Genomic DNA, 18,617 nt, shown 5'->3' on the forward strand with positions numbered 1-18,617 from the left:
GCTTAACGACTTGGTGTCCGTGGCTCGCTCGTGCGCAGGGCATCGAGGAACCCTGTAATCGCATGCACGAACTCGTGCGGGGATTCCGCGTGAGGCCAGTGACCAAGGTTGGCAAGCGTTACAATGGTCGCACGCGGGAAACGTTCATTAACGGTCGCTTCGGCAGCTGTAGGTAGGTAGTCGGAATTTCCGCCACGGATGAAGAGCGTGGGGCCGTTGTATGGCCCCTTTGCGGACGGCGCCGCGGCGATCCTGTCATATTGGCGGTATATCGTTTCCAAGGGGATACGCCATGCGAATCCCTTACCTTCACGGATGAGGTTCTTGAGCAGAAACTGACGAACCGCCGCGCTTGGTATACGTTCAGCAAGGGTTGCGTCGGCTTCGCCCCGTGAGCGGATATCACTCGGATCAAGACCCTGTAACGCGTCAAGTTCCTGATCGTGGCGGCGATCGTACGCAATCGGCGCGATGTCGACGACGATCAGGGCCGCCACTCGGTTGGGGGTCGAGAGCGCGAGTTCCATTGCGGTCTTGCCACCCATGGAGTGTCCGATAAAAATGGCCTCATCCAGGCCATGGTGGTCGAGAGTCTCGTTCACGTCCGCCGCCATGCTCGAGTAATCCATCGACTCCGCCTGCGGCGACCGCCCGTGGTTGCGAAGATCCAGACCATAAACCGTGTAACGGTCGCCGAGCGCCCGGGCGACGCCGCCGAGGTTTTCATTTGATCCGAAAAGTCCGTGCAAAAGCACGATTGGCGGACCCTCACCGATGATGCGGGCATAGAGTTCCATAGCGAGTGAATCCTCTGGGCATGATATTGTCTGGTGTTGATTCAAGCCTATCAGAGGAGCGCGCGATGTACGTACCCGATCCCGCGGCTGAGCGTGAGGCGCTGATGAACCCGGAGACGCACACCCTATGGCGCCAGGATATCATCCGCTTCGGCGATCTCGACGTGCTCGGCCATGTCAATAATGTGGCGTACATGGTCTACTTCGAGACAGGCCGCGTGGCGTTTTTAGAGCAACTGGGACGGCCTCCCGCGGATCGCGAACACGGCCCGGTGTTCGTCCTGGCGCACATTGCGGCCGACTACATCGAGGAACTCTATTATCCTGATACTGTCGACATCGGGACGGCCGTACGGCATATCGGCGGCAGTTCATTTCACCTTGGCCACGCTATCTTTGCAAGCGGTGAATGCAAAGCGACTGCTACCTCGGTGATAGTCCAGGTGCAGGGGCGGCCGTTACGGTCGGTACCGTTAAGTGACGAGCAGAAATCCCTGGTCCGCCGAATCGGGGGAATGGCGTAGGGTCGCGTACCACGTAATCCGTTAAGGAAAGAACGCCACGGAATCCCGGAACACCGGATTTACTCGGTGCTGCAACGCGGATGAACGGTCGGCAGCGATAGTTGCCCGACCGTAACGGGGCCGCGTGCTTGCGGACCTCCGATGTACGTTTCTGCGTTATTTTGGTATACGGGGATAGATTGTACAGAAGGCGCTGAAAGCCAAAGATCGGCGTGGTTATTGGCTCGACGATCGATCGGACGCGCTCATGGAGACGAGATCTTCGCCCCAAACCTCAAGACCGTCTTCGACGCAGTCTATCAAGCGTGGCAGGTCGATCTTGATCGCTTTGCTATCCGTAATTGCCTGCTCAACTATCACGGGGGCCGCCGTCGGATAGTAGGAACTCGTCTCTCGTGCCATCCGGCAGGCGCCGTCAGCATCTCCCGCTCGCAGAAGAAGCATGGTTTGACGTATCTTGACCACCCCGAGCGGACGCCAGTGCGCCATATTAGCCGCACGCTTAATTTGTGAGTCAAGCCCGAAAATGCTGGGAGCGAATTGTTGATACCCCGTCAGCGTAGCGTACGGCCCGACTAGTGAACTTGTGCTCAGTTTTCTGATTGTTCGATAGTCTTGTTTTCCTGGGTCCGATTCCGATGCAACCTCCATGATTCGATGAGCTTGGGTGCCGATATTTATGGCGGAGAACAAAGTGATAAATATAATCAGAGCGCCGGAAAGGGACATTATTCGCGACGACTCGATATTGATGCGGTAGTCGTCGAAAAGCGGGATCGCAAGCGCCACAAAAATGAATGCGAACCACGGGTACCAGAGTGGGAACTCTACATTACTGTGAAGGAACAGAGCACCCAGTCCAGCCGCAAGCGGAAGCGCATATGTATGATGTCGTTTGCGCCAAAGTGCGATTGCAACGGTAACGAATAAGAAGAGGACTGTAGCGAATCCGATAACGCCCTGCTCAACAAGGATCATCGAAAAAATGTTGTGCGAGTGAAGCCATCCCCCCTGAGCGGCGGCGCCGGGATCGGGATCGAACGGATGGTGATATGAGAAATGACCGTAATTGCCTGGCCCGATGCCTACGAGCCAGTCGCGCGCTCCCCAGTCAGATATGGACGACGCGATTTTTCGGTGTTCGACAAGACGCGGATATGATTCGGTTGAACGGTCAATTACGGAGACAGCACGGTCGGTCTCGTATCCCAGATGACGCTCGAAGGATTGGACGACGGGGGGCAATGCAATCAGACACGCCAGAACCATGCCAGAACCTGCCGCGAGCCATTTGCCTTTTAGCTTGAGTGCCGAGTCGTCAGAACGGCAGGCCACCCAGGCTAAGACGCCGACTAATACCAGGAAAAGTACAGTTATGCGGGATGCGGTGAGGGCACAAACAAGGCCGAACAGGATAGTAATGCTTGCTGCGAGCCACGGATGGTCATCTCGAAAAGAGGTAAGTAAGCCGACGGTCAGTGCCAGCCAGATAGTTGTGGTCGTCAGATTGGGCTGTTTCCAGAGCCCTTCCAACCGCGGGTTGATTTCGACCGTCGGCCCCGCGCCGTCAAAAATCCCATAACGCACTGCGAGCGAGCAGAAAGAGTAGAGTATTCCGAGTACAAGTAGTCCGCGGCCGACCAACAGTAAATAGGCACTGTTTCCGAGGTTCGTGCGAAGACGGCCGAGACCAGGGAGGGCAAGGATCAATACGACCAGGGTAAGAATTTGCCAACGAATAGTGGTCGTTATCGAATAATCGGCCAATGCCCCGGATAGAATCATGGAACCGAGGACGGCGGAAAGTGGCAACACGAGGCGGGGAATATGGAGAGTCTCGTCGTTTATCCGGAGGAGTGAGACGCCGCCGATCACGGCCGCAAGGAGGAGTGCGGCAGAATCCGGTACCGCAGTCTGTAGCGGCCAGATGGGCCACATCGATGCCATCAGTGGAACAAGCAAAAGTGTATAAACAAGGACTTGTAACGGCAGGGACATGGGAGCTCCGAGGTTTCACGGATATGGACGAGCACCGATCGTGGAGGGTCTCGCCATCGGCACAGCAATGTAATGGTCGTTTTGGTGGCGCCGGATCGGTATCCCTTGGGATATCGTGCGGAGTGATCGTCAGGTTGACGCGAATATTGCTATGTTCAGGTCAGCCTATTGCAGCCGCTTACGGGGATAAAGGGATGTCCTGAATAAACACTCAGTCCCATCTCGGATCGCGGACCTGGATCCAGCCCTCGTCGTTGACGCGCACCGGGAAGGTTTCGGTCGCTTCATAGGCGGGCGGGGTGAGGGCCTCGCCGGTCTTGATGCAGAACTTCGCACCGTGGCGCGGGCAGACGATGCAGTCGTCCTCGATCTCGCCGCCGGAGAGTTCGGCGCCGTCGTGGGTGCAGACGTCTTCAAGGGCGTAGAAGTCACCCTCGATGTTGAATACGACGATATCGACGTCGTCGACGTCGATCACGCGGTATTCACCGGGTAGCAGTTCGTCCTTCTTCGCGACATCCGTCCAGTCAGACATCGAGTCGTTCCCGCCGGTTGGTGTTTTCGGTGAGGTTTCGCGCTGCCCGCGCCAGAGATCCACCGGGCGGCGGCCGCCGTATGTCCGGCGCTTACCCACGGTGCAGTCTCGTAATTTCCGTATTCCGCACTTACATCATGCCCGTCTGCAGGCGCGCGGTCTCGGACATCATGTCCGGCCCCCAGGGCGGGTCGAATACGAGTTCGACATCGCACTGCTCGACGCCGGGGATCAGCTCGACGCTGTAGCGCACGTCATCGGCGATGACGTCGCCCATGCCGCAACCGGGGGCGGTCAGGGTCATGCGGATCTCGACGTACCAGCTCTCGTCGGTGGCGCGGCGAACATCGCAGTCGTAGACGAGGCCGAGATCAACGATATTGATGGGGATCTCGGGGTCGTAGCAGGTCTCGAGCTGGCGATAGACCGCCGCCTCGATGTCCTTGTCGCTCGGATTGTCCGGGACCGCGGGACCCTCCATGGGGTCGCGGCCAAGCGCATCCGCGTCCTCATTGGCGATCCGGGCGAGGTTGCCGCCGATGTTGACGGTGAAACTGCCGCCCAGTGCCTGGGTGATGATGACCTGCATGCCCTTGGGCAGAATGATCCGGTCGCCCGATGGCACGCGGATCGCCTGGACACCGCGCGAGAGCGTGATCGGTTCGTAACCCTGCATCATGGCGTTGAATCCTTCAGGCAAGCATCGCGCGGACGTTTGCGATGCCTTCGATCAGGCGGTCGACGTCCGCACGGGTATTGTAAAACGCGAACGATGCGCGCGCAGTCCCCGCGAGCCCGAAATGCTCCATCGCCGGCATGGCGCAGTGATGACCGGTACGGATCGCGACGCCCTCCTGATCGATCAGCATGCCGAGATCATTGGGGTGGACGCCGTCGATGACGAACGAGAGCACGCCGGCCTTCTCCGGCGCCCTCCCGATGATCCGCAGGCCCTCGATCTCGTGGGCTCGCTCGTGCGCGTAGGCGAGCACGTCGGCCTCCTGGGCCGCCATGCGATCGATCCCGATCCCGTTGATATAGTCGACCGCGGCTCCGAGACCGATCGCGCCGGCGATGTTCGGGGTGCCCGCCTCGAAGCGGTTCGGGATCACCTGGAACTCGCTGCCGGAGAAGCTGACTTTGGTGATCATCTCGCCGCCGCCCTGGTACGGGGGCATGGCCTCCAGGATATCGGCCTTCGCGTACAGGACGCCGATGCCGGTCGGACCAAACATCTTGTGCCCGGAAAAGCAGTAGAAGTCGGCGTCGAGCGCCTGCACGTCGACGGCGAAATGCGGCACGGACTGTGCCCCGTCGACCAGTACCGGTACACCGTGCGCGTGGGCGCTCGCGATCATGTCGCCCACCGGGTTGATGGTGCCCAGCGCATTGGAGACATGGCCGATCGCGAGCAGGCGCGTCCGTGGGCCGATGAGGCGCTCGAACTCGTCGAGTTGCAGTACGCCGTCGTCATCGAACGGAATCACCCGGAGCGTCGCCCCGGTCTGCTCCGCCACCAGCTGCCACGGGACGATGTTGGAGTGATGCTCCATCTCCGAGAGAAGGATCTCGTCCCCCGGCTGCAGCAGCGGCCGCAGGTAGGCCTGCGCCACGAGATTGACCGATTCGGTGGTGCCGCGTGTGAATACGAGCTCACGCGATTCCGCGGCATTGATGAAATCGGCGATTTTCGCGCGCGCATCCTCGTACTGCGCGGTGGCGCGCTCGGCGAGGGTATGCACACCGCGATGGATGTTCGAATTCGTCTCGCGGTAGTAGCGGTCGATCGCCTCGATCACCGCCGTCGGCTTCTGCGAGGTCGCCGCATTATCCAGATACACGAGCGGGTGCCCGCCCACCTCCTGACGGAAGATGGGGAAGTCGTCCCGCAGCCGCTCGATATCGAGCGGCCCGGAGGCGGTTGCGGTATCGGTGACGGCGGTCATACGAATTCCTGGATACGCTCCGCATGCGGCAGTTCGTCGATGACGAAGCCCTGCAGCCAGTCGCGCAGCGGTTCGATGCTCATGCGCTCGATTGTCGCTTCCGCGAAGGCGTAGAGGAGCAGCCCACGCGCGGTCTCGTGATCCACGCCGCGTGAGCGCAGATAGAAGAGGGCGCGCGTGTCGAGCTGGCCCACCGTCGCCCCGTGCGTGCAGACCACGTCGTCGGCGTAGATCTCGAGTTCCGGCTTGGTGTCGATCTCGGCTTTGCCGGAGAGCAGCAGGTTGTCATTCGACTGATACGCGGCCGTCTTCTGCGCGTGCGGTGCCACATACACGCGGCCGTTGAACACGCCCCGGGCGTACCCGTCGAGGATGCCGCGGTAGGCCTCCTCGCTGGTCGTGTTCGGCTGGTTGTGGTTGATGCGCGTGTGCGTATCAACGTGTTGCCGGCCGTTGACGAGGTAGAGGCCGTTGTACAGTGTCTCCGCGCCTTCGGCGTTCAGGGCCGTGTTGATATCGGTGCGGCACAGCGCGGCGCCGATCTGCACGTTGTGCTGCTCCAGGCGGCTGTTCCCGGCCTGGTTCACGTGCAGGCTCCCGATATGGAAGCCCTTGCGGCTCTCGCGCTGGATCCGGTAGTGAGCGATCCGGGCGCCCTCGGCCAGGCGCGCCTCGGTGACGGCATTGGTCAGGTTCTGCGGATCGTCCATGCCGACATAGTGCTCGATGATCGTCGCCTCGCCGTGATGGGCGGCATCGATCAGGATGCGCGGATGGGCCGCCACCGGTTCGTCGCACAGCGTCGAGACGAACAGGAGTTCGATCGGGCGCTCGACCCGGCGGTCGGCCGCGACCTCGATGACGGCGCCGTCCTCCGCGAAGGCGGTGTTGAGCGCGGTAAAGCCGCTGAAGTGGGTGGGCGCCGCGTCGGCGAGCCGGTCCTTCAGGGCGTCCGGGTCCTCGGCCAATACCTGTGCGAGGCTACGCACTCGCACGGCGTCGTCGGCCATGTCGCCGTCGGACAGCGCCGCGGCATAGTGGCCGTTGATGAACACGAGCCGATGCGCATCGAGATCCGGGATGCGCAGCGCTTCGATCCGCTCGGCGTCGGCCGTGGCGCCCGCCGCATCCGGGCGGGCGAAATCGCGCTTGGCGATCGCCTTGGTGCTGGTGTACTTCCAGTCCTCGATGCGCTGATTCGGCAGGCCCATTTCGGCGAAACGCGCCACCGCGTCCCGCCGCAGGTCTGCGACCCACTCGCTGGAGTCGCCCGGGCGCTCTCCCTGCAGACGTTCGAGCAGTCGGGTTGCGGTTTCGTCTACGGCCTTCATGCGGACTCGGCCTCCTCGTTGCGGATCCAGTCGTATCCGTGCTCTTCGAGTTCATGTGCGAGCTGCTTGTCACCGGACTTCAGCACCTGTCCGCGCGCCAGTACATGGACGCGGTCGGGCTGGATGTGGTCGAGCAGGCGCTGGTAGTGCGTGACCAGCACGATCGCCCGGTCCGGACTGCGCATCTTCTCGACGCCCTGGGCGACGATCTTGAGCGCATCGATGTCGAGGCCCGAATCGGTCTCATCCATGACGCACAGTTCGGGTTCCAGCACCATCATCTGGAATACCTCGTTGCGCTTTTTCTCGCCGCCGGAGAAGCCCTCGTTGACGGAGCGCTTGAGGAAGCTCTCGTCCATGCCCATGAGCTTCATCTTCTGCTTGACGTCGGTGAGGAAATCGACCGAGTCGATCTCGTCCAGCCCCCGGTGCTTGCGCTTGGCATTCACCGCGGACTTGAGCAGATAGATGTTGTTCACGCCCGGGATTTCGACCGGGTACTGGAACGCAAGAAAGACGCCCTCGTGGGCCCGCTCTTCCGGTTCCATCTCCAGCAGGTTCTGCCCCTTGTACGTCACCGAGCCCTCGGTCACTTCATAGTCGTCACGCCCGGCCAGGATATGCGCCAGCGTCGACTTGCCGGAGCCGTTCGGCCCCATGATCGCGTGCACCTCGCCGGCGTTCACCTCGAGGTTCAGGCCGCGAAGGATTTCCGCGTCCTCGGCCTTCGCGTGCAGGTTGGTAATCTTCAGCATCGGTTCAGTCATGGAACTTGTGACTCCTTGATCCAGTGGGGCTTGGCCCCGAATTCAGAATTCTTCGGCTGTAGGAGCGAGCTTGCTCGCGATTGGGCTTCCGGAAACGACTATCGCGAGCAAGCTCGCTCCTACAGGTCTATTCGAAGGGTTGGCGTCCGCTCAGCCGACCGCACCTTCCAGCGTCACGCCGAGCAGGGCCTGGGCCTCGACCGCGAATTCCATGGGCAGTTCGCGGAACACGTCCTTGCAGAAGCCGTTGACGATCAGGTTGACCGCATCCTCTTCGGAGATGCCCCGCTGCCGGCAGTAGAACAGCTGCTCGTCGCTGACCTTGGAGGTCGACGCCTCGTGCTCGACCACGGCGCCCGGTTCCTTCACCTCGATGTAGGGGAAGGTGTGCGCGCCGCACTTGTCGCCGATCAGCATCGAGTCGCACTGCGTGTAGTTGCGGGCGCCGGTGGCGCTCGGCAGGATCTTCACCAGGCCACGGTACGACTGCTCGCCCTGCATCGCGGAGATGCCCTTGGCGACCACCGTGCTGCGCGTGTTCCGCCCGACATGGATCATCTTGGTGCCGGTGTCGGCCTGCTGGTAATTGCTGGTCACGGCGACCGAATAGAATTCGCCCACCGAGTCGTTGCCGGTCAACACGCAGCCCGGATACTTCATCGTGATCGCCGAGCCGGTCTCGACCTGGGTCCAGGTGATCTTCGATCGGTCGCCACGAGCCTCGCCGCGCTTGGTCACGAAGTTGTAGATGCCGCCTTTGCCTTCCTCGTCGCCGGGATACCAGTTCTGCACCGTCGAGTATTTGATGGTCGCGTCTTCATGCGCGATCAGCTCGACCACAGCGGCGTGGAGCTGGTTCTCGTCGCGCTGCGGCGCGGTGCAGCCTTCGAGGTAGCTCACGTAGGAGCCCTTCTCGGCGATGATCAGCGTGCGCTCGAACTGGCCCGTCTTGGCCTCGTTGATCCGGAAGTAGGTCGACAGCTCCATCGGGCAGGTCACGCCCTCGGGCACGTACACGAACGAGCCGTCAGTGAACACCGCCGAATTGAGCCCCGCATAGAAGTTGTCGGTGTACGGCACCACGCTGCCGATGTACTGCTCGACCAGTTCGGGGTAGTGCTGCAGGGCCTCGGACATCGAGCAGAAGATCACGCCGGCCTCGGCCAGCTTGTCCTTGAACGTCGTCGCGACCGACACGCTGTCAAAAACCGCGTCGACGGCTACGCCCGCGAGCTTTTCCTGCTCATGGAGCGGAATCCCGAGCTTCTCGTAGGTTTCCAGCAGCTTCGGATCGACCTCGTCCAGGCTCTGCGGGGCCTCCGCGTTCTGCTGTTCCTTCGACTTCGGGGCCGAATAGTACGAAATATCCTGGAAATCGATGGGCGGATAATGCACATGCGCCCAGTTCGGCTCCGTCATCGTCAGCCAGTGCCGGTACGCCTTCAGGCGCCACTCCAGCATGAAATCCGGCTCGCCCTTCTTGTGCGAGATCAGCCGGATGACGTCCTCGTTCAGGCCCGGCGGGACCGTGTCCGTCTCGATATCGGTAATGAAACCCTGCTTGTACCGCTGGGTGACGAATTCTTCGACATTTGCCGCCATGATCGATCGACTCCGCTGCTAGTGGTTGATCTCGAGTTCGCCGGTAACTGCCCGCCGCAGATCGAAGCGCTGCAGCGGTACCGTGGTCGGCGCCGCGAGATCCGCCAGGCTGATTTCTTCCAGGGCCGCCCGGATGGCCCGGTTGATCCGCTGCCAGTGATGGCCGACGGTACATATGTCTTCAAGCTCGCAGTGGCGGTCGCTGAGACCGCACTCGGTCATCGCCATAGGCCCCTCGACCAGGTCGATGATGCGGGTGGCGCTGATATCCTCGGGCGCCTCCGCGAGCAGGTAGCCGCCGTGGGCACCGCGATAGGATTTCAGCAGGCCGGCGCGCACGAACTGCTTGAGCAGTTTGCTGACTGTCGGCCGCCCGAGCCGCGTCTGCTCCGACAGGTCCGCCGCCGTGTATACCCGGTCCGGATCGCGGGCCATCGTGGCGAGTACCACCGTGGCATAATCGGTAAGCTTGCTGACTCTGAGCATGTGCCCCCTTTGACCCGGTCTTAGACTGCGTCTAATTGAGTACGATTCTAGTACTCTTTAAGTCGCAATGGAAGGGGCTGCGCCGGCCCGACTCCGCAATGGCGGGCATTTACGTTGACACCCGGGCACTGGTCCGCCAAGAATGACGAGCCACCAAAAACAACACTGTGGAGGTCCACGATGTCGATCAGCATCCCCCATCGTCGGCGCGGCGTGCGCCGCACGGCGACGATCGCGGCCGCCGCGGCCCTCATGGTCGCTGGCGGTACGGCCGTCCAGGCGGCCGATGGCCCGCTCAAACTCGGTGCGCTGATGCCGATGACGGGCGATCTGCAGGCCTACGGCCAGACCTCGCTCAACGGTATCGAGCTGGCTGCGATGGAGATCAACGCCGCGGGCGGCGTTCACGGCCAGGACATGGAGATCGAGCTCGGCGATACCCAGACCAACCCGCAGTCGGGGATCGATGCCGCGAAGCAGTTGGTCTCCATCGATGGCGTATCCGGCATCGTGGGCGCGCTTTCCTCGGGCGTGACGATCCCGGTCGCGCAGAGCGTGACCAGCAAGGAGGGGGTTCCGCAGATTTCCGGGGCCTCGACCTCGCCGGTGATCACGGGCCTCGATGACAACGACTTCATGTTCCGCACCGTGCCCTCGGATGCCTTCCAGGGTCGGGCGCTGGCCGAGGTCGTGGCCGCGGACGGCTTGAGCAACGTTTCGATCCTGTACGTGAACAACGACTACGGCGAGGGGCTGGCGGACAGCTTCAGTGCCGCGTTCGAGGGCCGTGACGGCACGGTGGACGAGCGCATCGCCTACGAGAAGGGCAATGCTTCCTATCGCGGCGAACTGTCGAAGGCCGCCGATGGCGGCGCCGAGGCACTCGTGCTGATCGGTTATCCCGAAAGCGGTGTGACCATCCTGCGCCAGGCCCTTCAGGGCGGGCATTTCGACCGCTTCGTGTTCACCGATGGCATGAAAGCGCCGGAGATCATCGATGCGGTAGGCGCCGACCTGCTCGAAGGCAGCTTCGGCACCGCCCCGGAGGCGCTGACCGATACCGACGCCGCGCAGCACTTCCGGAGCACTTACGAGGGCGAGTACGGCGAGGTGCCGCCGAAGCCGTTCATCGATACCGCCTATGACGCGACCTGGGTGCTTGCACTCGCGGCCCAGGCGGCCGGCCGCAACGATGGCGAGGCCGTACGCGATGCCCTGCGCGATGTCGCCAATCCGCCCGGTGAGCAGATCCTGCCCGGGGAATGGAAAAAGGCCATGCAGCTGCTCGCCGATGGCGAGGACATCAACTACAGCGGTGCTTCGGGATCGATCAACTTCGATGACAACGGTGATGTCAGCGGCACGTTCGCCCATTGGGTGATCCGCGACGGGGAGATCAGTACCGAAAAGGTCTTCGAACCCGGTAAGTAAAAGTAAGGCGATTCCGGCGCCCCGGTACCGCCGGGACGGAATCGAGAACACGGCCCGGCTCCGCATTGTGCGGGGTCGGGCCGTTTCGTTACCGCACGGCCCGTGAGGGGCGATCACGAAAGGGCAAGTCGAATGAACCAACCCGGAGCCCGCTCGTGCCCGGCAGTACTGGTAACGGCGCCCGCGTCGGGGCAGGGCAAGACCACCGTGACCGCGGCACTCGCGCGCGCATGGCGCAACCGGGGGTTGCGCGTACAGGCGTTCAAGACGGGGCCGGATTTCATCGATCCGACGATCCTCGAATGCGCGACCGGGCGACCGGTGTACCAGCTGGATCTGTGGATGGGCGGCGAGGATGACTGCCGCCGGCGCCTGCAGGCCGCGGCGGGCGCGGCCGATCTGATCGTAATCGAGGGTGTCATGGGTCTGTTCGACGGCAATCCGTCGAGCGCGGATCTCGCCGTGCGTTTTGGCGTCCCGATCCTGGCGGTCATCGATGCCTCGGCGATGGCGCAGACGTTCGGCGCCATCGTCCACGGACTCGATCAATTCCGCGACGGCGTACGGCTCGCCGGCGTGATCGCCAATCGGACTGGCAGCGCCGGTCATGGCGATTTCCTGGCCGAATCGATGCCGACCGGAATTCCCCTGTGGGGCGCGCTCCGGCGCGACCAGGCGGTCGAACTGCCGTCGCGGCATCTTGGCCTCGTGCTGGCCAGTGAACTCGAAGATCTCGACTCGAGACTGGAGCGGGCGGCAGGGCAGCTCGAGCCGTTATTGCCGGCGGAGTTGGCTTCCGGGGACTTCCCGCCCCCGCTGGAGCCGGAGCCGGCGGCCGCCACACACCTGGATGGCGTGCGCATCGCCGTCGCCCGGGATGCCGCATTCTGTTTCGTCTACCGCGCGAATCTCGATCTGCTCGAGGCGCTTGGAGCGGAGCTCGCGTTCTTTTCGCCGCTTGTCGATACCGACCTGCCGGCGGATACGGATGCCGTCTATCTGCCCGGGGGATATCCCGAACTGCACGCCGCGGCCCTGTCGGCGAACGAGTCCCTGAAAGCCTCGCTGCGGGGATTCCACGCGCGCGGGCGCCCGATCGTCGCTGAATGTGGTGGCATGCTCTGGCTGCTCGAACGGCTGCAGCCGCTCGACGAACCGGCCTCTCCAATGGTCGGACTGGTCGCCGGTGAGGCCGAGATGCAGCCGCGTCTCACTGCTTTGGGGATGCAGGCGTTCGATTTGCCCGGTGGAACGCTGCGTGGGCATACCTTCCATCACGCGCGGCTCGAAAAGGCGCCGGAGGCGTCCGGGCACGCGACCAACCCGCGCGGGCGGGGTGCGGCGGAAGCCGTCTTCCGCGACGGCGCGCTCACCGCCTCTTTCCTGCACTGGTATTTCCCGTCGAACCCCGAGGCGACGGCACGGCTGTTCCGGGGTTGAGCCTCGCGACATCAAACGCCGGCCGGATGCCGCCTTGCGGCGGGTTTCAGCCTAGATCAAGCATCAGGGGATGCGCTGGTCGATCGTGACGGTCGCGCGCGCATCGGGCCCGATCTCGACCGTGCCGCTTTCGCCCTGGAGGTCACCGCTCTGCGCCATGACACCGCCCTGGAGCGACGCGCGTGCCGTGACCCGGACCTGGTTGGCCTGCGAGAGCGTTTGATTCGGGGTCATCGCCTGCGCGTCGGTGAGCGTGATTTCGACCGGCAGCGCATCGACGGTCGTACGCTGCACGGCGAGCGGTGCACCACCATTGGCATCGGCCGGGCGGGCGAAAATGAACACCGTGGTTCCGGCTGGAGCGGCATCCGCCAGCGAAGGCGCCAGCGATACTCGTACCGTAACGGCAGCGTCACCCCCATCGTCGGCCTTCTCGGCGTTGGAGCCGGACGGCGCCGACGCCATTGATGGTTCTCCAGCACCACGATCGCCGCCCCGCGCCTCGGCGATCAGGCGTTCGAGCATCGCGCGGTTCTCGCTGTCGGCCGGCATATCCTCGGCGAGCCGGCGCCAGTAGCTGACGGCCTGTGCGTCATCGCCCCGCGCCATCGCCGCATGGCCGGCAAGCATCAGGGCCAGCGGGTTACGCTCGTCCAGGTCCAGTGCGCGTTGCACCAGGCGCTCGACGCTGCTCGTGAACCGCCGACCGTTTGCCAGCAGGAGCGCCTCGGCCTGGCGTGCCATCAACCATGGGTCAGGTTCCCCCTGGGACTGGACCCGCGCATAAGCACTCACCGCATCGCCATAGCGCTCGGTGGCCCGGTACGCCTGTGCAAGCAGGATCCAGGCGCGGGTGGCCTGCGGCTGCCGCTCCACCACCGGCTCGAGTTCGGCGATGCGGCGCTCTGGCCCCATGCTGCGGAAACGCTCGACCTGGGCTGGCGACAGGCCCCCTGATTCGCCGCCATCGGTCAGGCCCGGGCTGCCGGTTGCCATATAAACGGCTACCGCAACGACGGGCACCGTGGTGGCGACGCCCAGCAGGGTGGGCCAAGATCGGTCATGGCCCATGGTCGCCCCGCGAGCGTTGCGCTCCGGAGCCACCGCGAGCAGTTCGCGTTCAAGCTCCTCGCGGGCCTCGGCGAATTCGGCATCGTTCAGATTGCCGCGCTCGTATTCGCGCACGAGTTCGGCATCGCGTTCGCGGTAGACATCGAGGCCGGACTCGTCATCCCGGCGGCCGCTGACGCGCCGCGCCCGGAGGGGCCACGCGACAGCGCCGATCGCCAGCACGGTCATGATCAGCGCGATCAGGATAAATGCGGTCATCAGGTCTCCGGGCCGTCGTCATCGGAGCTGAGCAGGCGCCGGGCGCGTTCGTGTTCCTCGGCGGTCAGCGGGCGTGAGTCCGTGCGTTGGCGGACGATCATGACGGCAATGCCGCCAGCCAATACCAGCAGGATCGCGGGTCCGAACCACAGCAACCAGGTCGACGGCTGCATCGGCGGGCGATAGAGCACAAAATCGCCGTAGCGGGCCGTCAGGAACTCGATCGCTTCTTCGCGCGAGCGGTCTTCGACCACCACCAGTCGGTATACCTCGCTGCGCAGGTCCTGGGCCAGCTCGGCGCCGGAACTCGCCAGTGACTCGTTCTGACAGACCAGACAGCGGATCTCTTCCAGCAGGTCGCGGTAGCGGTTTTCTTCCGCGGCGTTGTCGAATTCGCGGATCGTCTCGCTGGCGATCAGCGGGCCGGCAGCGCACAGCGCAAAGGCGAATGCCAGGATCGGCCGTAACACACCCGTCATGACGTCTCTCCCCGCTGGAGGCGGCGCACGAGGGGCAGGATTTCCCGCTTCAGTTTTTCCATGGACACGGGGCCGATCGTCTTGTGGCGGATGATCCCCTCGGCGTCGATCACGTAGGTCTCGGGTACGCCATACACGCCGAGATCGATCCCGACCCGACCCTCGGGGTCGAAGGCGCTGGCGAAATACGGATCCCCGCGCTGCTCGAGCCAGCGCAATGCCGCCCCGCGCTCGTCCTTGTAGTCGAGGCCGAGGATGCGGACGCCGTCACGCGAGGCGGCTTCCATCAGTACATGATGTTCCTCGCGGCAGCCGGCACACCAGGTCGCCCAGATGTTCAGCAGCCACACCTCGCCCTGCAACTCCGCGGGCCCGATGCGCCCGGCGTCGGCCTCGAGCCGTGGCAGGTCGAAATCCGGGACCGGTTTTCCGATCAGCGGTGACGGCACCCGCGAGGGGTCTTTCGTGAGTCCCACCGCAAGGAATGCGGCGATCACGAGGAACAGCACCAGCGGGATGAGATACCGGGCGCGCAGCATGGATCAGGCCCCGGCTGGCTGTGCCGCCGCCATGTCGGCCTGGCGGCGCCGATGGGAGCGGTAGCGCCGGTCGGTGACGGCGAGCACGCCGCCGAGCGACATCAGCGCGGCGCCGAGCCAGATCCAGCGCACGAACGGTTTGTGGTATAGCCGCACGCTCCAGGCGCCATTGTCGTCGAGTGGCTCACCCAGCGAGGCATACAGATCGTGCGTGAAACCCGGGTCGATGCCCGCTTCCGTCATGGGCTGGCCGCCCGAGGCGTAGAAGCGCTTTTCCGGCTTGAGGGTCGTGACCGTGCTGTTGTCGCGGGTGACGACGAAGTCGCCGGTCGAGGCACGGTAATTCGGTCCCTGGGTCTGCTTTACGCCCTCGAAACGGACCGTGTAGCCGGCAAGCGTCGCGGTATCCCCGGGTTCCATCCGCAGCCGCGACTCGATGTTGTAGGCGCTCGAAATGGTGATTCCGACCACCGTGACGGCCAGGCCGATATGCGCGAGCGTCATACCGTATACCCCCGCCGGCAGTCGCCGTAATGCCGCGAAGGTGCCGCGTTGGCCCGATAGCTGCGTCCGGACCGCCTGGACATTGCCGAGCACGACCCAGACGGCCAGTCCGAGGCCGAGCACGACACCCCATTCGATACTGCCGCCACCGACCATCGCGGCCATGGCGATACCCAGTACCACGCTGGCGACCAGCGCGTAGCGCAGATGGGCCCACAGGCGAGCGACGCTGTCCCGCTTCCAGCGGACCATCGACCCGACCCCGACAAGCGCGAGGAGCAGGATCATCAGCGGCACGAACACCAGATTGAAGTAGGGCGGGCCCACCGAGAGCTTGCCGAAGCCGAGTGTTTCCACGACCAGCGGGTAGAGCGTTCCCAGCAGGACCGTGAGCATGCTCACGATCAGGATCACATTGTTGCCGAGCAGGAAGGTCTCGCGCGATACGCCCTCGAAGCGGCTGCCCCCCAGCGTCTGCGGCCCTCGCAGCGCGTACAGCAGCAGGCTGCCACCGACGACGACTCCGAGGAAGCCAAGGATGAACACGCCGCGCGTCGGATCCGTGGCGAACGCATGGACCGAGGTCAGCACGCCGGAGCGCACGATGAACGTCCCCAGCAGCGACAGCGCAAATGCGGTGATCGCGAGCAGCACCGTCCAGCTCTTGAATGCGCCGCGTTTCTCCGTCACCGCCAGCGAATGGATGAGGGCGGTACCCACGAGCCACGGCATGAAGGAGGCGTTCTCGACCGGATCCCAGAACCACCAGCCGCCCCAGCCGAGCTCGTAGTAGGCCCACCAGCTGCCGAGTGCGACGCCGGCGGTGAGGAACACCCACGCGACACCGACCCACGGCCGCGCCCAGCGCGCCCAGGCCGCGTCGAGGCGACCGCCGAGCAGCGCCGCGATCGCGAAGCCGAACGCGACCGACATGCCGACATAGCCCATGTAGAGCATCGGCGGATGGATGATCATGCCGATGTCCTGCAGCAGGGGATTGAGATCGGCGCCGTCCATCGGCGCGGGATTCAGCCGGGCGAAGGGGTTGGAAGTCAGCAGCATGAACAGCAGGAATCCGACGCTGATCATGCCCATCACCGCGAGCACGCGGGCGCTGAGCACCTGCGGTAGACTGCGCGAACACAGGGCCACGGCCATCGTCCAGCCGGCAAGGACCAGGGTCCAGAGCAGGATAGAGCCCTCATGTCCGCCCCAGACCGCGGTGAGGCGATAATACCAGGGCAGGATCCGGTTCGAGTTCTGTGCGACGTAGGCGACGGAGAAATCGCTGACGTAGAAGCTCCAGGACAGGGCCGCGAACGCGAACGCCACAAAGGCGAACTGCGCGCAGGCGGCCGGTCCGGCCAGGTTCATCCAGGCCACTTTGCCACGGTGGGCGCCGATCAGGGGCAGCGTTGCCTGAACCAGCGCGAGCCCCAGGGCGAGCGAGATGGCGATATTGCCGAGTTCGGGGATCATTACTGCTCCGCGGTGGTGCCGGATTCGGGGGCATAGCCGGTCTTCGCCCGCTCGAGTGCCTCGGCGGCCTCCGGCGGCATGTAATTCTCGTCATGCTTGGCCAGCACGCGCTCGGCCCGGAATACGTTGTCGGCGGTCAGACGACCGTCCGCGACGACGCCCTGGCCCTCCCGGAAAAGGTCCGGGAGTACGCCCTCGTACTCCACCATGACCGCCTCGGCCGTATCCGTGATCCGGAACCGGACGCCGAGCGAGTCATCGTCGCGCCGCACACTGTCTTCGGCCACGAGACCTCCGATACGGAATTTGCGATCGGCCGGCGCCTTGCCTTCCGCGACCTCGGTCGGCGTATGGAAATACACCAGGTTCTCGCTGAACGCGGCGAGCAGAAGCGAGGTGGCGCCACCGACACCGAGTACCAGCAGTCCGACCAGTGTCAGTCTTTTCTTTCGGCGAGGTGTCATCGACGGTTTCCGGCGGCCCGGCGGGATATCCGTTCGCGCAGCGCGCGTTCACGCCGGTGGGGGATGATCGCGTTGGCGATCAGCACGATCAGTACGAGCGCATATGACGGCCACACGAAGGCCGCGTAGCCGCCCATTGCGAGGAAGCTCTGCCAATCCATCAGGGATTCCGGGGTTCAGTCGCGGTCGGGGTGACCCATTCACGCACCCACCCACTGGCCGCTTCGGTCTCTAGGATATCGCAGCGGGCGCGTTTGAGCACGACTGCCGCGAAGTAGGCCATGAATCCCGCCGCGCTCACCAGCAGCGGCAGCAGCATTTCCATCGGCATCGACGGGCTGTCGAATTTGGTGACCGTCGCGCCCTGGTGGAGCGTGTTCCACCACTCCACGGAATAGTGAATGATCGGGATATTGATCACCCCGACCAGCGCCAGCACCGCACCGGCACGGCCGGCCGTCTCGCGCTGCTCGATCGCCGACTGCAGTGCCATGAAGCCGAGGTACAGGAACAGCAGGATCAGTTCCGAGGTCAGCCGCGCGTCCCAGACCCAATACGCGCCCCACATCGGTTTCCCCCAGAGCGAGCCGGTTACCAGTGCAAGAAAGGTAAAACTGGCCCCCAGAGGTGCCGCCGCGCGCATCAATGAGGCCGCCACCTTCATGCGCCACACCAGCACCAGCAGACCGCAGCAGGCCATGAACATCCAGGTGAACATCGACATCCAGGCCGAGGGCACATGCACGAAGATGATGCGATAGCTCTCGCCCTGCTGGTAATCGGGCGGCGCGATGACCAGTCCCCAGTAGAGCCCGGTGGCGAGCAGGATGACTGACAGCCCGCCGAGCCATGGCGTCAGCCGCCACGCGAGCGCATAGAAATATTTCGGCGAACCGAGTTTGTGGAACCAGACCAGATTCATCGGTAATCGACTTTTGCCCGTACCGCGCGGGAGCGCCCGCGACC

19 protein-coding genes are annotated in these 18,617 nt (G+C 63.8%); 3 read left to right on the forward strand and 16 right to left on the reverse strand.

Going from position 1 to position 18,617, the window contains the following annotated elements; translation table 11 throughout:
• Positions 1 to 2: 2 nt before the first annotated feature.
• Positions 3 to 797, reverse strand: coding sequence for an alpha/beta fold hydrolase (locus tag A0W70_RS01505; RefSeq protein ID WP_070987654.1), 795 nt, complete (start codon positions 795 to 797; stop codon positions 3 to 5).
• Positions 798 to 862: 65 nt separating this feature from the next.
• On the opposite strand from A0W70_RS01505, the gene A0W70_RS01510 reads away from it, so the two are divergent.
• Entirely contained in the window at positions 863 to 1,321 is a 459-nt protein-coding gene (locus tag A0W70_RS01510; RefSeq protein ID WP_175443034.1) for an acyl-CoA thioesterase, read from the forward strand.
• Between the two features lie 216 nt (positions 1,322 to 1,537).
• On the opposite strand, the gene A0W70_RS01515 is transcribed toward A0W70_RS01510, so the two are convergent.
• The 8 genes from A0W70_RS01515 to A0W70_RS01550 form a co-directional block, all read right to left on the reverse strand.
• Complete coding sequence (locus A0W70_RS01515) at positions 1,538 to 3,319, reverse strand: O-antigen ligase family protein (RefSeq protein WP_083330685.1); 1,782 nt, start codon at positions 3,317 to 3,319, stop codon at positions 1,538 to 1,540.
• A gap of 211 nt (positions 3,320 to 3,530) precedes the next feature.
• Complete coding sequence (locus tag A0W70_RS01520) at positions 3,531 to 3,854, reverse strand: non-heme iron oxygenase ferredoxin subunit (RefSeq protein WP_070988252.1); 324 nt, start codon at positions 3,852 to 3,854, stop codon at positions 3,531 to 3,533.
• Between the two features lie 130 nt (positions 3,855 to 3,984).
• On the reverse strand, positions 3,985 to 4,530 hold the full coding sequence (gene sufT, locus A0W70_RS01525) for a putative Fe-S cluster assembly protein SufT (RefSeq protein ID WP_070988253.1): 546 nt from the start codon (positions 4,528 to 4,530) through the stop codon (positions 3,985 to 3,987).
• 16 nt (positions 4,531 to 4,546) lie between these two features.
• Positions 4,547 to 5,800, reverse strand: a complete 1,254-nt coding sequence (locus A0W70_RS01530) for a cysteine desulfurase (protein ID WP_070987658.1) — start codon at positions 5,798 to 5,800, stop codon at positions 4,547 to 4,549.
• The gene (gene sufD, locus A0W70_RS01535) at positions 5,797 to 7,131 is read right to left on the reverse strand and encodes a Fe-S cluster assembly protein SufD (RefSeq protein WP_070987660.1); all 1,335 of its coding nucleotides are present in this window, start codon (positions 7,129 to 7,131) and stop codon (positions 5,797 to 5,799) included. Before sufD ends, A0W70_RS01530 begins: the two co-directional genes overlap by 4 nt.
• On the reverse strand, positions 7,128 to 7,886 hold the full coding sequence (gene sufC, locus A0W70_RS01540) for a Fe-S cluster assembly ATPase SufC (protein WP_070988254.1): 759 nt from the start codon (positions 7,884 to 7,886) through the stop codon (positions 7,128 to 7,130). Before sufC ends, sufD begins: the two co-directional genes overlap by 4 nt.
• Positions 7,887 to 8,048: 162 nt before the next feature.
• Positions 8,049 to 9,500, reverse strand: coding sequence for a Fe-S cluster assembly protein SufB (gene sufB, locus A0W70_RS01545; RefSeq protein ID WP_083330686.1), 1,452 nt, complete (start codon positions 9,498 to 9,500; stop codon positions 8,049 to 8,051).
• Between the two features lie 18 nt (positions 9,501 to 9,518).
• Positions 9,519 to 9,986, reverse strand: coding sequence for an SUF system Fe-S cluster assembly regulator (locus A0W70_RS01550; RefSeq protein ID WP_070987664.1), 468 nt, complete (start codon positions 9,984 to 9,986; stop codon positions 9,519 to 9,521).
• A gap of 180 nt (positions 9,987 to 10,166) precedes the next feature.
• Between A0W70_RS01550 and A0W70_RS01555 the strand changes: the two genes are divergently transcribed.
• Positions 10,167 to 11,417, forward strand: coding sequence for an ABC transporter substrate-binding protein (locus A0W70_RS01555; RefSeq protein ID WP_070987671.1), 1,251 nt, complete (start codon positions 10,167 to 10,169; stop codon positions 11,415 to 11,417).
• 132 nt (positions 11,418 to 11,549) lie between these two features.
• Positions 11,550 to 12,857 carry a cobyrinic acid a,c-diamide synthase CobB gene (locus A0W70_RS01560; protein WP_070987673.1) on the forward strand — a complete coding sequence of 436 codons (1,308 nt, stop codon included), beginning with the start codon at positions 11,550 to 11,552 and terminating at the stop codon, positions 12,855 to 12,857.
• A gap of 63 nt (positions 12,858 to 12,920) precedes the next feature.
• Here A0W70_RS01560 and ccmI read toward each other — a convergent pair whose 3' ends face one another.
• The 7 genes from ccmI to A0W70_RS01595 are packed head-to-tail and all read right to left on the reverse strand — an operon-like array spanning position 12,921 to position 18,573.
• Complete coding sequence (gene ccmI / locus A0W70_RS01565) at positions 12,921 to 14,186, reverse strand: c-type cytochrome biogenesis protein CcmI (protein WP_070987675.1); 1,266 nt, start codon at positions 14,184 to 14,186, stop codon at positions 12,921 to 12,923.
• Positions 14,186 to 14,665: a cytochrome c-type biogenesis protein gene (locus A0W70_RS01570; protein WP_083330687.1), complete on the reverse strand. Its 480-nt coding sequence runs from the start codon at positions 14,663 to 14,665 to the stop codon at positions 14,186 to 14,188. The genes ccmI and A0W70_RS01570 overlap by 1 nt, the downstream gene beginning before the upstream one ends.
• Positions 14,662 to 15,204 carry a DsbE family thiol:disulfide interchange protein gene (locus tag A0W70_RS01575; protein ID WP_070987677.1) on the reverse strand — a complete coding sequence of 181 codons (543 nt, stop codon included), beginning with the start codon at positions 15,202 to 15,204 and terminating at the stop codon, positions 14,662 to 14,664. Before A0W70_RS01575 ends, A0W70_RS01570 begins: the two co-directional genes overlap by 4 nt.
• A 3-nt stretch (positions 15,205 to 15,207) precedes the next feature.
• Positions 15,208 to 17,187 (reverse strand): heme lyase CcmF/NrfE family subunit, encoded by a 1,980-nt coding sequence (locus tag A0W70_RS01580; RefSeq protein ID WP_070987680.1) that lies wholly within the window; start codon positions 17,185 to 17,187, stop codon positions 15,208 to 15,210.
• Positions 17,187 to 17,651: a cytochrome c maturation protein CcmE gene (gene ccmE / locus A0W70_RS01585; protein WP_070987682.1), complete on the reverse strand. Its 465-nt coding sequence runs from the start codon at positions 17,649 to 17,651 to the stop codon at positions 17,187 to 17,189. The genes A0W70_RS01580 and ccmE overlap by 1 nt, the downstream gene beginning before the upstream one ends.
• Complete coding sequence (ccmD, locus tag A0W70_RS01590; RefSeq protein WP_070987684.1) at positions 17,648 to 17,812, reverse strand: heme exporter protein CcmD; 165 nt, start codon at positions 17,810 to 17,812, stop codon at positions 17,648 to 17,650. The genes ccmE and ccmD overlap by 4 nt, the downstream gene beginning before the upstream one ends.
• Positions 17,812 to 18,573: a heme ABC transporter permease gene (locus A0W70_RS01595; protein WP_070987685.1), complete on the reverse strand. Its 762-nt coding sequence runs from the start codon at positions 18,571 to 18,573 to the stop codon at positions 17,812 to 17,814. Before A0W70_RS01595 ends, ccmD begins: the two co-directional genes overlap by 1 nt.
• Positions 18,574 to 18,617: the final 44 nt, after the last annotated feature.

It is taken from the genome of Halofilum ochraceum (assembly GCF_001614315.2).
GTDB lineage: Bacteria > Pseudomonadota > Gammaproteobacteria > XJ16 > Halofilaceae > Halofilum > Halofilum ochraceum.